The sequence below is a fragment of the Agrobacterium sp. ST15.16.024 genome (assembly GCF_027956545.1).
In the GTDB taxonomy this organism is placed as follows: Bacteria; Pseudomonadota; Alphaproteobacteria; order Rhizobiales; family Rhizobiaceae; genus Agrobacterium; species Agrobacterium cucumeris.
In genome coordinates, this window is sequence record NZ_JAQKGO010000004.1 from 130707 (window position 1) to 143175 (window position 12469).

Genomic DNA, 12469 nt, shown 5'->3' on the forward strand with positions numbered 1-12469 from the left:
GTATTGACCGGAGCCGCGGCGACATGATCTGGTTTATTGAAATAATATCCCATGATGGAGATATGTATAATGGAGATTTATTCTTTAAGGTCCTCTAATAATTTCCTTTTCAGGGACAATTCCAGAAATGCCAGATCCGTGGGTAATACCGATTTCGGCAAGGCGGCCAAATCCGATGCAGGTGCTGGCTTCGAGGAGACGGTGAAGCGCATCGATTTCACCCGCCTCAGCCCGCGCGAATTGCGCGAAATCGCTCAGGAATATTATGATGCGGGGAAAATCGGCCACGATACCTGGCTTGAGCTTTCCTCTGAACTGCCGGTGCAGACACTGAACGCCAATGGCGAGGTAATCGACCTATCCAACGTGACCGATGATACGGATTTCGACTTCCTGTCGTATTTTTCCGACCGGGCCGAAATCGCCAGCTCCATCGGCACGACGGATGAGGCGCAAAAAATGCAGGACATCCTGTCTTTCTTTGCTTTGGTGTAACGATCTTCGACTATCTTGCCGAGCATATAACAACCGAACCGACACATACTTTACTCGATTTTCGACAATATGATTTGTGTACCATTGATTATCGCCCGGAATTTAGTAAGGCTGACTTACCAAAAGGCGAAGCATGGGCACGAAACGCGAAAAAGATTCATTGGCATTTTTGCTGAACAGCGGCGCACGTCTGCTGAACAGTGCATTTGAGCGCCGCATTTCCGAGGCTGGGCTTGGCCTGACCCCCGGCGAGGCGAGAGCATTGCTGACGGTTGCCGTGGTTGATGGCAGCAAACAATCGGACATCGCCGCCCGCCTCGGCATTGAGCCCATGACGATCTGCGCCTATCTCGACAAGCTGCAATCTCTTGACCTCATCGAGCGCCAGCAGGACCCGCAGGACAGACGTTCCAAGCGCATCGTGTTGACGAAAACCTCCGCCGACATGCTTGAAGCCGTGCGGCAGGAAATCGACCAGCTGGTCCGTCACGCCACCCAGGGCCTGAACGAGGAAGAAGTGGCGCTCTTCCGCAGCTTCCTGCAGACACTTCGCAACAATCTGCAGCCGGAACAGCCGAGCCAGAACGGCTGATCGCAATGTCGCCAGAAACGATCATGTCCAGAAAGCGCACGGCAATACTCGGTGCGTTACTGACGGCGCTGGCGCCCATTTCCATGGCGATCTACACACCCGCCATGCCGGAACTGACACGGGTTTTTGCCACCACCGAACCCGCCGTCAAACTCAGCCTGTCGCTTTATTTTGCCGGTTTCGCCGTCGCCCAGTTGATCGCCGGACCGGCATCCGACGCTTTTGGACGGCGGAAGGCCAGTCTGGTCTTTCTTTCAATCTTTCTCGGCGGCGGGCTGCTTGCGGTTTTTGCCCCGACAATTGAAGTCCTGCTCTTCGCACGACTGGTACAGGGCATCGGCGCCTCTGTCGGAATGACAGTGGCGCGCGCCGTGGTACGCGACCAGTTCACCGGCGCTGATGCTTCCAGCATCATGAATCTCATCGGCATCATGCTGGCTGTCGGCCCGGCAATGGGACCGACGATTGGCGGGTTATCGCTTGCAGCCTTCGGCTGGCAGTCGGTGTTTTTCCTCATGGCCGGTCTCGGGGCCATCGCCATCTTTGCGGTCGTGGTGTTTCTACGCGAAACGACAGTGCCAGACAAAAACCTGATCCGCCCCCGCCGTCTCCTGTCTGCCTATGGCACATTGCTGACCCAGCCACGTTTTCTATTTGCCGCACTCGTGCTCGGCGGTTCCATCGGCGCTCTTTATGCGCAGGCCACGATGCTGACCTTCATTCTCATCAATGAAGTCGGCATGACCCCTACCGCCTTCGGCGTCGGCATGCTGATGCAGACCGGCGCTTATTTCTTTGGCTCCATCGCCCTGCGTTATATCGCGCCGCGACTGGGTGACCGCCGTTCCGTCATCCTCGGCCTCTGTTTTTCGGGAGCGGGCGGCCTTCTCATTTTGCTGTCGGTCTTCCTGATACCGCCATCCTTCCTCTCGATCATGGGGCCCGTGGCAGTCGCGACAATCGGCATTGCGTTGTTGACCCCCTCGATGGTGACGGCGGCCCTTGCCCCCTTCCCGCATATTGCCGGTTCGGCCTCGGCGATGATGGGCTTCATTCAGATGGGGTCGGGATTTGCGGGCGGTGCTGCGGCCTCACTCATCGGCTCCCCGCTGACCGGCTTTGGCATTATCATCCCGATAATGGAGTTCACGGCAATCGCCAGCTACATCGGCTTTCGCGTCGTCTCCAAAAGGCAGTCATGAAAAAACCCGCCGGCGTCACCGCCAGCGGGTTCCTTTATTATCACGTCAGCAAGATTACTTGCTGAGATTACGCTTGGCGAGCGTGCGAAGACGCAGCGCATTGAGCTTGATGAAACCAGCGGCATCCTTCTGGTCGTAAGCGCCGTGGTCGTCCTCGAAGGTCACCAGCGCGTCGGAATAGAGCGACTTTTCGCTCTCGCGGCCGGTTACCATGACATTGCCCTTGTAGAGCTTCAGCGTCACTTCGCCTTCCACATGTTCCTGGCTCTTGTCGATGAGAGCCTGAAGCATTTCGCGCTCCGGCGAGAACCAGAAGCCGTAATAGATGAGTTCAGCGTAACGCGGCATCAGATCGTCCTTGAGATGCGCTGCACCCCGGTCGAGCGTGATGGATTCGATGGCGCGATGCGCGGCAAGCAGGATCGTGCCGCCGGGCGTTTCATAAACGCCGCGCGACTTCATGCCGACGAAACGGTTCTCGACCAGATCAAGACGGCCGATGCCGTTTTCCCGACCATAATTGTTGAGCGTGGCGAGAAGCGTCGCGGGCGACATTTCAACACCATTGATGGAGCAGGCGTCACCCTTGCGGAAGCCGACCTTGATAACGGTTGCCTTGTCGGGCGCCGCTTCCGGGGAAATGGTGCGCATGTGAACATATTCCGGCGCTTCCCGTGCCGGGTCTTCCAGAACCTTACCCTCGGAAGAGGAGTGCAGCAGGTTGGCGTCAACCGAGAAAGGTGCTTCGCCCTTCTTGTCCTTGGCGACCGGGATCTGGTTCTGTTCGGCGAATTCCAGAAGGTCGGTACGGCTCTTGAACGCCCAGTCACGCCAGGGCGCGATGATCTTGATGTCAGGGTTCAGCGCATAGGCCGAAAGCTCGAAGCGGACCTGGTCGTTGCCCTTGCCGGTGGCGCCATGGGCAATGGCGTCGGCACCGGTCTTTTTGGCGATCTCGATCAGGTGCTTGGAAATCAGCGGACGGGCAATCGAGGTACCGAGCAGGTAGACGCCTTCATAAACGGCGTTGGCGCGGAACATCGGGAACACGAAGTCACGAACGAATTCTTCGCGGACGTCCTCGATGAAGATTTCCTTGATGCCCAGCATCTCGGCCTTCTTGCGCGCCGGCTCAAGCTCTTCGCCCTGGCCGAGATCGGCAGTGAAGGTCACGACTTCAGCGCCGAGTTCCGTCTGAAGCCATTTCAGGATGATCGAGGTGTCGAGACCGCCGGAATAGGCGAGAACGACTTTCTTAACGTCTTTCGGAAGTGCCATAATGATGTCCATCTGCATGATGACGGCATCCGCGTACCGCCATTTCCTTGGGATTTCGGCACTTTTACAGTGCAACCCGAAATGTGTGAAGCGCTTTTCCGTGAGATAAGCGACAAAACAATTGATGGAGGCGTCTGGCGACGGGTGATGACCGGCCGCGCTGATGGGAACGAAGCGATTGTCACATGCATTTAGAAAATTCGCGCTTTATCATGAAGCGGCGCGATCGACTTGAAGACCGTGAATGAAGCCACTCAGGTTCAGGCAACGTTGCAAACCGCTGGAAACAGCAGAAACGACGCGAAGGAGAAACCTATGACGACCATCCACCCTGCATTCAAGGAAGATAATGTCGCTGTCATAACAGGTGCGGCATCCGGCATCGGACTTGCCGCCGCCCGCAAATTTGCGAGTTTCGGCATGAGTGTCGTGCTCGTCGATCTCGACGGTGAAAAGCTCGCCGCAGCGCATGCGGATATTCTGACCGTCGCCAAGGACGGCGAAGCGCAGATCGTCGCCATCCCGACCGACGTATCGAAACTCGATGAACTGGAGGCGCTGGAACGCGCCGTGATCCAGCGTTTCGGACGCGTCCACGTTCTCATGAACAATGCCGGCATCCAGCCCGGCAGCGCCATTTTCGGACCACAGGCCAATTGGGAAAAAGTCATCAATGTCAATTTGATGGGCGTTGTGAACGGCAGCCGCGTCTTCGGCCAGGGCATGGTTGCCCATGGCGAGGCGGCACTCATCATCAATACCGGCTCTAAACAGGGCATCACCACGCCGCCCGGCGATCCCGCCTACAACGTCTCCAAGTCAGGCGTCAAAACCTTCACGGAAGCGCTTCAGCACGAATTGCGCAATATTCCTGAAGGCGCGGTTTCTGCCCATCTGCTAATTCCCGGTTTCGTCTTCACCGGCCTGACCGCCAATGGCAGGACGGAAAAGCCGCAGGGCGCATGGACCGGCGAGCAGACCGTCGATTTCATGATCGAGAGCGTCAGCCGGGGCGATTTCTACATTCTCTGCCCGGACGGCGAAGTAGACCGCCCGACGGATGAGAAGCGCATTCTCTGGGCGGCCCAGGATATCGTCCAGAACCGCCCACCGCTGTCGCGCTGGCACACGGAATATTCCGCAGCCTTCACCAGCTTCCTCAAGAACTGAATAATCAGCCGCCGCACTTTGAACGGTGTGGCGGCTCCCCACAGTCACATTGGGCGCCGCGGCTCAAAAACATTGGCAGAAACCCGAAATCGCGTTAAGCAACGGCATCATTTGCCGCTTTCATGGGTGCCGCGATGGATTTCGTTCCAAGCTTGCCAACACTTATCGCCTTCACCATTGCCATTCTGCTTCTGGCGGTAACGCCCGGGCCAGACATGACGCTCTGGATCAGCCGCTCGCTGCGCGAAGGCCGGGCAGCGGGTTTCATGACGCTGGTCGGAACCAATATCGGCATCACCGTGCACACGATGCTGGTCGCCTTCGGTGTCGCCGCCCTCATCGTCGCCTCCCCGACAGCCTTCCTGATCCTGAAAACCGGCGGGGCCGCCTATCTGGTCTGGCTCGCCATTCAGGCGATCCGTAAAGGCTCGGATTTCGTGATGGTGAAGACCAATGGAGAAAAGCCGCAGTCCTCGCTCAGATCGGCCTTGCTGAACGGCATATGGGTCAATCTGCTGAACCCCAAGGTCATCATCTTCTTCATGACCTTCCTGCCGCAATTCGTCAGCGCCTCCGACCCGCACGTCACCGGCAAGCTGATCTTCCTCGGCATCTGGTCCATCATCGTGGCATTGCCGATCGGTATCGGCATCGTTGTCGCCGCCGATGTCCTGTCCGCCTGGCTACAACGCAACCGGAAAGTTCTGCGCGGACTGGATTACACGATCGCCGGTGTCTTTTCGCTTTTCGCCGTCAAGATTTTCTTCACCCAGACGCGCTGAGCACAAATAAAAAGGCGCCGGAAGGCGCCTTTAAGAATGATCAGCCGATCAAAAGCTCGTCGTCATCCAGCTTCTGGCCGCGTATCTTGCGGAACATGTCGATCAGATCTTCGACTTCAAGATCCTTGCGGCTGTCTCCGGACACGTCGAGTACGATTTCACCGGCATGCAGCATGATCGTTCGTGTGCCATAATCCAGCGCCTGACGCATGGAATGGGTGACCATCAGCGTCGTCAGCTTGCGCTCCGATACCACCTTGCGGGTCAATTCCATCACGAATTCCGCCATGCCGGGATCGAGCGCTGCCGTATGTTCGTCAAGCAACAGCACATCCGAGCCGGAAAGCGTCGCCATGACAAGCGACACCGCCTGTCTTTGTCCGCCGGACAACAGGTCCATGCGATCCTTCAGTCGGTTTTCGAGACCGAGATTGAGCGAGGCGATACGTTCTCTAAAGAAATCCCGCCTGCCCCGTCCAAGCGCCGACAACAACCCGCGGCGCTCTCCGCGCGACGCCGCCAGCGCCAGATTTTCTTCAATGGTGAGTGCGCCGCAGCTGCCCGCGAGTGGATCCTGAAATACGCGTGCCACCCGACCGGCCCGGCTGGCAGTCGGCTTGCGGGTAACATCGGCACCACCAATCACCACTTTGCCCGCCGTCGGCAGAACGTCGCCGGCCAAGACACCGAGAAGCGTGGATTTGCCGGCGCCATTGGAACCGATGACGGTGACGAAGGAGCCGTCTTCGATGGTGAGATCGATCTTGGCCAGCGCCAGCTTTTGCAGTGGCGTGCCACGTCCGAAGACGACCTGGATGTCGGAAAGGGAAATCACGATGTTGCTCCCCCACGGCGCAGTCGGGGCAGGATCAATGCAATGGCCACCAATACCGCCGTTACGAAATTGAGATCGGATGCCTTGAGACCCAGCACATCGCTCGACAAGGCAAGCTGGATGGCGAGACGATAGGCAATCGAGCCGAAAACACAGCCGATGAGCGCTATCAGAATGCCGCGCGCACCGAACAGCGTCTCGCCGATGATGACGGCGGCAAGTCCGACGACGATGGTGCCGACACCGGAGGTCACATCGGCAAAACCATTGGTCTGCGCGAACAATGCGCCGCCGAGCGCGACCAGCGCATTCGAAAGCGCCATGCCGAGATAGATCTGGTTGCCGGTCTTCACGCCCTGCGCCCGCGCCATCCGCGCATTGGCCCCCGTCGCCCGCATGGCAAGGCCAGCATCGCTTTCAAGAAAACGCCAGACGAGAATGACCGCGATCAGCACGAGCGCGCCAACGAAAAGCGGCCGCACCAGATATTCGGAAAGGCCCAAGCCGTAAAACGGCGATATCATCGTATCCTGATTAAGCAGCGCCACATTCGGCTTTCCCATCACCCGCAGATTGACGGAAAACAGCGCGATCATCGTCAGGATCGAAGCAAGCAGGTTGAGGATTTTGAAACGCACGTTGAGCGTTGCGGTGACCATGCCCGCAGCGGCACCGGCAACCATCGCAACCGCCGTCGCGACCCAGGCATTCAGACCGGCGATGATCAGCACGGCAGCAACAGCAGCGCCGAGCGGAAACGAACCGTCCACGGTCAGGTCAGGAAAATCAAGCACCCGGAAAGCGAGATAGACGCCGATCGCCACGAAAGCGAAGACCAGTCCCAGCTCCACGGCACCCCAGAAGGCGATTTGGCTCACGGTAATGTCCTTGTTATTGCCGCCATCAGGCGGATACGGGCACCGTCTCGTGCCACGTAAAACGGGCGGCGAAATACCGCCGCCCGCAATTCAGTCTGGTTTCGGTTCAGTCGATGACCTTGGTGGCGCGCTTCGTCACGCTTTCAGGGAAGGTGACGCCAACTTTTTCGGCAACCTTCTTGTTGATGACGAGATCGGTGCCGACAGCCACGGTTGCCGGAATTTCACCGGGCTTTTCACCCTTGAGGATGCGGACAACAACGGCGCCGGTCTGTTTGCCAACGTCGAAATAGTTGAAGCCGAGGGCCGCAACCGCACCACGCGCCACGGAATCCGTATCAGCGGCGTAAAGCGGGATCTTGGCTTCGCTCGCAACACCGGCTGCCGCCTCGAAAGCGGAAACGATCGTGTTGTCGGTCGGAACGTAGATCACGTCGGCCTTGCCGACCAGAGCGCGGGTTGCGCCCTGAACTTCAGCCGACTTGGTGGCGACGGATTCGACAACCTTCAGGCCGGCCTTTTCGGCCTCGGCCTTCAGCAGGGCGAGCGTCGAGGCGGAATTGGCTTCGGCGGAGTTGTAGATGAAGCCGATGGACTTGGCGTTCGGCGAAATTTCCTTGATGAGCGCCAGATGCTCACCAACCGGCAGCATGTCGGAAAGGCCGGTCACATTGCCGCCGGGCTTTTCCATGCTCTTGATGAGCTGTGCGCCAACCGGATCGGAGACGGCCGTGAAGACAACCGGAATGTCACGCGTGGCCGCAACGACGGCCTGGGCCGACGGCGTGGAGATTGGCACGATGACGTTGGGCGCGTCGCCGACGAACTGGCGGGCGATCTGCGCTGCGGTGCCGGGATTGCCCTGCGCGGACTCGTAAAGGAACTTGAGGTTCTCGCCTTCCTTGTAACCTGCTTCGGCAAGGGCCGCCTTGACGCCATCACGGGCAGCGTCAAGTGCCGGATGTTCGACGATGGCGGTGACGGCAACGGTGACGTTTTCAGCCTTGGCCGGCAGAACGATGGCGCTCGCAGCAGCGAGAGCCAGAATGAATGCGCGCATGGATATCCTCCTGTTGGTTCCCTGTTTTCGTCTTTCTAGGAACAAGACAGACCGAAATCAATCGGAGAACCGCCGGAAAACCAGCTTTATGGCGCAAATGCGGCTGATTCAGTCATCCGCGCCGTGATTGGCGATCATCATCGCCTCGAAAGCCAGCCTTTCGGTCTTGCGCATGCGTTCCGATTCCGACTTCAACTGGCCGCAGGCGGCGAGAATATCACGGCCGCGCGGGGTGCGGATCGGCGAGGCATAACCCGCCTGATTGATGAAATCGGCGAATTTTTCGATCTGCGCCCATTCGGAGCACTGGTAGTTCGTGCCCGGCCACGGATTGAACGGAATGAGGTTGATCTTGGCCGGAACGCCCTTCAGCAGCTGCACCAGCATCTTGGCATCTTCCAGGCTGTCGTTCACATCCTTCAGCATCACATATTCGAAGGTGATGCGACGGGCATTGGAAAGACCCGGATAGTTGCGGCAGGCCTCGATCAGTTCCTTCAGCGGATATTTCTTGTTGATCGGCACCAGCATGTCACGCAGATCATCGCGCACCGCATGCAGTGAAATCGCCAGCATCACGCCAATCTCGTCACCGGTACGGAAGATTTCCGGCACGACGCCTGAGGTGGAGAGCGTTACGCGGCGCTTGGAGAGCGACAGGCCGTCACCATCGGTCGCGATCAGAAGCGCGGTCTTCACGTGCTCGAAATTATAGAGCGGCTCGCCCATGCCCATCATCACGATGTTGGAGACCTTGCGGCCTTCGCTCGGCACATAAGCGCCAACCGGTGTCGAACCATCCGGAAAATCGCCGAGCCGGTCACGCGCCAGCAGCAGCTGGGCAAGAATTTCCTCGGCCGTCAGGTTGCGCACCAGGCGCTGGGTGCCGGTGTGACAGAAGGAACAGGTCAGCGAACAGCCCACCTGGCTCGATATGCACAGCGTGCCGCGCCCTTCTTCCGGAATATAGACCGTTTCAATCTCGACGGGGCGGCCGGCACCGCGCGGCGGAAAGCGCATCAGCCATTTGCGGGTGCCGTCATTGGAGATCTGCTCCTCGACGATTTCCGGACGGGCGATGGTGAAGGCCGCCTTCAGCTTCTCGCGAAGCTCCTTGGCGACATTGGTCATGTTGTCGAAATCCGAGACGCCGCGCACATAAAGCCAGTTCCACAACTGGCTGACGCGCATCTTCACCTGCTTCTGCGGCACGCCGATCTCGGCCAGCGCCTCGCCCATTTCCTCACGCGTCAGGCCGATCAGCGACGGCTTGCCGGACATGAGATCGCTATTGGCGATCAGCGGGGTTTTGACTGCCAGGCCGGCAGGGGCTTGCATTACGGACATCACGCTATCCCATCATTCCATGCATCGCACGACCGGCCTGTCGGATAGGCGGAAAATCGTCTGCATGTCGAGAAAATCAAAGGCGGAGCACTTTTCGCGCATCCGCCTGTCAATGTTGCCGCGCCTTTAGCATCAAACAAGCAAAAACGCAAATGGCCGGTCGATGACCGGCCATTATCAAACGCGGTAAAGCGTCAGGATTACTTGCAGCTCTCGATCTGCTTGAGAGCAGCCGAAATACCCGAGAGCGAATAGGAATAGGACGTCGCGGTGCCACGGCCGGAAACCGCTTTGACCGTCATCGACTTGCCGCCCTTCATGGCGGCCACGAGAGCGGGCTCTTCGGCAGCGTTTTCAACCCAGGCAGCCTTGTCCTTGGTGAACATGACGAAGTTCTTGTTGTCGATCGTCACATTAACCTTGGAACCCTGCTTCAGCGGATAACCCACCATGGCCTGCGGCTCATAGGAAATGTTCTGGCCGGGACGCTGCGACACGATGAAGAAGATATCGCCGTGATCGACGCTTGCCGGTTCCTTGGCGGTCGGAATGGAAAGAACGTAGCAGACGGTGCTGTTGCCCGATTTGTACGAATAGGCACCCCAAGCATTGAACTGCTGGATGCGCGTGGGCGACTGTGCAGATGCTACGCCGACGCTGGTCAGCAAAATGGCCGCTGCGGTTGCTACACTTCTTACAAACATAGAATTTCCTGCCGGGTTATTGTCTTCCATTAGCCCGAAGCAGCGGCGGGCTCCATTTTCTGGATCGGCCACGTTCAGGTGCGGATCGTCTTTTCTCATTGTGGTCGGGAAGCGGTTACCAAACCGTCAACAACACGCATAAAATGCCTAAAACGTCTTGCGGTGTTACAGATTGGCGACTCCCCGCACCCTGGAGGAAGGGCGCGGAACGACCTTCCTTCATGTGTAAGACACACAAATTCAGGCAAGAATTTGTCGCCCGCCAGGCTGCACCGGGCGGGCACATCACAGAGGCGTTACCCGGCTTCCTGCTGTCTCTTCAGCATGGCATCCGCCGCATCGTAATGCTCCATCTTAATATGGGCGCGGATCATGGCGAGCGCGGCGGTGATGACCGCGATATCATCGGTAAAACCGACAACCGCCAGCATATCCGGCACGGCATCGATGGGCATGATGAAATAGGCGAGCGCAGCGAGAATAATGCCCTTGGCGCGCAACGGCGTGTCGCGATCAATCGCGCAATAATAGGCCGCCGCCGCGTCACGCGCGAACGGCACCTTGGTCATCACCCGCTTCAGCTTGGGCCAGAATTTGGCGCGCACGACATTTTCGCGCTCCTGCAGCTTGTCGGTTTCACCCGGCAGAAGAATTTCACCGATTTTCACATCATCCATGATCGACGGTCCTCCGGTCACGGCTATTATATGGGAGTTAACGTCCGCCGTTCAATTCCCCCGGCCTGCTGCTGCCTTCTGCATGGCCTCGGCCAGAAGAAAATCCCGCTCGGTTACACCCTGTGAATCATGGGTTGTGAGGCAGACTTTGACGCGCGAGTAGACATTGGACCATTCCGGGTGATGATTGAGCCTTTCCGCCGCAAGAGCCGATTCAGCCATGAAACCGAAGGCCTCCGCAAAACTGGAAAACTTGAAGGACCGGACGATCGCCGCCCCGTCCTCTCGCAGGGCCCAGCCTTCGAGCCTGGACAATGCCTGCCGGATGGCTTCCGGTTCAACTCTGGGATATTTCATCAATCTTGCCTCCGCTTGATACCCATTAACGCCTCAACGACCGGATCGACGCATATTCCATGAAACATATAGCTGTTCTTTTTGTCTGCATGGGCAATATCTGCCGCTCACCACTTGCCGAAGGCGTTTTGTCAAACCTTGCCGATAGAGACGGTGTATCCCGCCAACTTACGATCGACTCCGCCGGCACCGGCGGCTGGCATGTCAGCAATGCCCCGGATCGCCGATCCATCGCGATAGCCCGCAAGCATGGCATCGATATTTCAGGGCAGCGCGCGCGGCAGGTCAGTCAGGCCGATTTCGAAAAATTCGATCTCATCCTTGCCATGGATACGAGCAATCTGGCGAAACTGCTTCAAAAGGCGCCGGAAAACCGCAGGCACAAAATCCACCTGTTTCTGGACTATGCTTCGGGACGCCACGAGAGCGTCCCGGATCCGTATTTCGGTGGCGAAGACGGATTTCTGACCGTCTACAACATGCTTTTGGCAGGATGCAGCTCGTTGCTCGAAAAGATGGAGCTGGACCGCGCTTCGTGAAGCGGAAACGCCTCTTCCACGACATAAGGGCCGCCACCCACCGATTCCTTCGACGACATCAGCACGAAACGTCCGACCGTGAAGGGCGACGTGCGGAAATTGCCGCGTCCGGAAAGATAATGCACCACATCATCCAGACGGGATGAGCGCAGCCGTGCCAGCGTCACATGCGGCATGAATTTGCGGGGATCAGGCGGGAGACCGATCCTTTGACAAATTCTCTCGACTTCGGCCTGCAGCGCATGCATTTCCGGTGAGGGAGAAACCCCGGCCCAGATGGAGTGCGGTTTCTTGGAACCGAAGGAACCCATGCCGGTGAGGTTGAGCTGGAACTCCGGTCTTTCGATCCGATCCAGCCTGTCGACAACCTCATCGGCGGTTCGCCCGTCGATGTCACCGATAAAACGCAGGGTTATGTGATAATTCTCCACATCGATCCACCGGGCTCCCGGCAGACCACCGCGCAACAATGAGAGGCTCATAGCCGCATTGCGCGGAATTTCGAGGGCGGTAAACAGTCTCGGCATGGCGAGCTCCCCGAATCTCTTGGCAG

General features: G+C 58.1%; 15 protein-coding genes. 6 read left to right on the top strand and 9 right to left on the bottom strand.

The genetic code is table 11. The annotated features are described in order from the left end of the window. The first annotated feature begins 138 nt into the window (after positions 1-138). The 3 genes from PL640_RS15370 to PL640_RS15380 all read left to right on the top strand — a co-directional run bounded on the left by PL640_RS15370 (position 139) and on the right by PL640_RS15380 (position 2289). A complete protein-coding gene (locus tag PL640_RS15370; protein WP_271362509.1) occupies positions 139-495 on the top strand; it encodes a hypothetical protein in 357 nt (118 codons plus the stop codon). 133 nt (positions 496-628) lie between these two features. After that, on the top strand, positions 629-1087 hold the full coding sequence (locus PL640_RS15375; RefSeq protein WP_142842275.1) for a MarR family winged helix-turn-helix transcriptional regulator: 459 nt from the start codon (positions 629-631) through the stop codon (positions 1085-1087). A gap of 5 nt (positions 1088-1092) precedes the next feature. Continuing rightward, positions 1093-2289, top strand: coding sequence for a multidrug effflux MFS transporter (locus tag PL640_RS15380; RefSeq protein ID WP_271362510.1), 1197 nt, complete (start codon positions 1093-1095; stop codon positions 2287-2289). A 54-nt stretch (positions 2290-2343) separates the two neighbouring features. On the opposite strand, the gene PL640_RS15385 is transcribed toward PL640_RS15380, so the two are convergent. Beyond that, complete coding sequence (locus PL640_RS15385; protein WP_046799755.1) at positions 2344-3567, bottom strand: argininosuccinate synthase; 1224 nt, start codon at positions 3565-3567, stop codon at positions 2344-2346. A gap of 315 nt (positions 3568-3882) precedes the next feature. Between PL640_RS15385 and PL640_RS15390 the strand changes: the two genes are divergently transcribed. Together PL640_RS15390 and PL640_RS15395 are read left to right on the top strand one after the other, a co-directional pair. After that, a complete protein-coding gene (locus PL640_RS15390) occupies positions 3883-4737 on the top strand; it encodes an SDR family NAD(P)-dependent oxidoreductase (protein WP_271362511.1) in 855 nt (284 codons plus the stop codon). 134 nt (positions 4738-4871) lie between these two features. Further along, positions 4872-5519: a LysE family translocator gene (locus PL640_RS15395; RefSeq protein WP_142842271.1), complete on the top strand. Its 648-nt coding sequence runs from the start codon at positions 4872-4874 to the stop codon at positions 5517-5519. A gap of 40 nt (positions 5520-5559) precedes the next feature. On the opposite strand, the gene PL640_RS15400 is transcribed toward PL640_RS15395, so the two are convergent. From PL640_RS15400 to PL640_RS15430, 7 genes are all read right to left on the bottom strand, one after another. Beyond that, positions 5560-6354 (bottom strand): ABC transporter ATP-binding protein, encoded by a 795-nt coding sequence (locus tag PL640_RS15400; protein ID WP_271362512.1) that lies wholly within the window; start codon positions 6352-6354, stop codon positions 5560-5562. Continuing rightward, positions 6351-7232 carry an ABC transporter permease gene (locus PL640_RS15405; protein WP_080827112.1) on the bottom strand — a complete coding sequence of 294 codons (882 nt, stop codon included), beginning with the start codon at positions 7230-7232 and terminating at the stop codon, positions 6351-6353. Before PL640_RS15405 ends, PL640_RS15400 begins: the two co-directional genes overlap by 4 nt. A 106-nt stretch (positions 7233-7338) precedes the next feature. Beyond that, positions 7339-8292, bottom strand: coding sequence for an ABC transporter substrate-binding protein (locus PL640_RS15410; RefSeq protein WP_142842269.1), 954 nt, complete (start codon positions 8290-8292; stop codon positions 7339-7341). Between the two features lie 108 nt (positions 8293-8400). After that, entirely contained in the window at positions 8401-9573 is a 1173-nt protein-coding gene (rlmN, locus tag PL640_RS15415) for a 23S rRNA (adenine(2503)-C(2))-methyltransferase RlmN (RefSeq protein WP_077998729.1), read from the bottom strand. Positions 9574-9839: 266 nt separating this feature from the next. Beyond that, positions 9840-10343, bottom strand: coding sequence for an invasion associated locus B family protein (locus PL640_RS15420; RefSeq protein WP_003523183.1), 504 nt, complete (start codon positions 10341-10343; stop codon positions 9840-9842). Between the two features lie 296 nt (positions 10344-10639). Then, on the bottom strand, positions 10640-11020 hold the full coding sequence (locus PL640_RS15425) for a YkvA family protein (RefSeq protein WP_271362513.1): 381 nt from the start codon (positions 11018-11020) through the stop codon (positions 10640-10642). Between the two features lie 51 nt (positions 11021-11071). Beyond that, positions 11072-11377: a 4a-hydroxytetrahydrobiopterin dehydratase gene (locus tag PL640_RS15430; protein WP_271362514.1), complete on the bottom strand. Its 306-nt coding sequence runs from the start codon at positions 11375-11377 to the stop codon at positions 11072-11074. A 59-nt stretch (positions 11378-11436) separates the two neighbouring features. Here PL640_RS15430 and PL640_RS15435 point away from each other — a divergent pair, with 59 nt between their 5' ends. Next, positions 11437-11916: a low molecular weight protein-tyrosine-phosphatase gene (locus tag PL640_RS15435; RefSeq protein ID WP_271362515.1), complete on the top strand. Its 480-nt coding sequence runs from the start codon at positions 11437-11439 to the stop codon at positions 11914-11916. On the opposite strand, the gene thpR is transcribed toward PL640_RS15435, so the two are convergent. After that, entirely contained in the window at positions 11850-12443 is a 594-nt protein-coding gene (gene thpR, locus PL640_RS15440) for an RNA 2',3'-cyclic phosphodiesterase (RefSeq protein WP_052818732.1), read from the bottom strand. The genes PL640_RS15435 and thpR overlap by 67 nt on opposite strands. Between the last annotated feature and the right edge of the window lie 26 nt (positions 12444-12469).

Coding starts and splice junctions, on each gene's coding strand:
- PL640_RS15375 (WP_142842275.1), top strand. CDS start 629: ATGGGCACGAAACGCGAAAAAGATTCATTGGCATTTTTGCTGAACAGC.
- PL640_RS15380 (WP_271362510.1), top strand. CDS start 1,093: ATGTCGCCAGAAACGATCATGTCCAGAAAGCGCACGGCAATACTCGGT.
- PL640_RS15385 (WP_046799755.1), bottom strand. CDS start 3,567: ATGGCACTTCCGAAAGACGTTAAGAAAGTCGTTCTCGCCTATTCCGGC.
- PL640_RS15390 (WP_271362511.1), top strand. CDS start 3,883: ATGACGACCATCCACCCTGCATTCAAGGAAGATAATGTCGCTGTCATA.
- PL640_RS15395 (WP_142842271.1), top strand. CDS start 4,872: ATGGATTTCGTTCCAAGCTTGCCAACACTTATCGCCTTCACCATTGCC.
- PL640_RS15410 (WP_142842269.1), bottom strand. CDS start 8,292: ATGCGCGCATTCATTCTGGCTCTCGCTGCTGCGAGCGCCATCGTTCTG.
- rlmN (WP_077998729.1), bottom strand. CDS start 9,573: ATGTCCGGCAAGCCGTCGCTGATCGGCCTGACGCGTGAGGAAATGGGC.
- PL640_RS15420 (WP_003523183.1), bottom strand. CDS start 10,343: ATGTTTGTAAGAAGTGTAGCAACCGCAGCGGCCATTTTGCTGACCAGC.
- PL640_RS15425 (WP_271362513.1), bottom strand. CDS start 11,020: ATGGATGATGTGAAAATCGGTGAAATTCTTCTGCCGGGTGAAACCGAC.
- PL640_RS15430 (WP_271362514.1), bottom strand. CDS start 11,377: ATGAAATATCCCAGAGTTGAACCGGAAGCCATCCGGCAGGCATTGTCC.
- PL640_RS15435 (WP_271362515.1), top strand. CDS start 11,437: ATGAAACATATAGCTGTTCTTTTTGTCTGCATGGGCAATATCTGCCGC.
- thpR (WP_052818732.1), bottom strand. CDS start 12,443: ATGCCGAGACTGTTTACCGCCCTCGAAATTCCGCGCAATGCGGCTATG.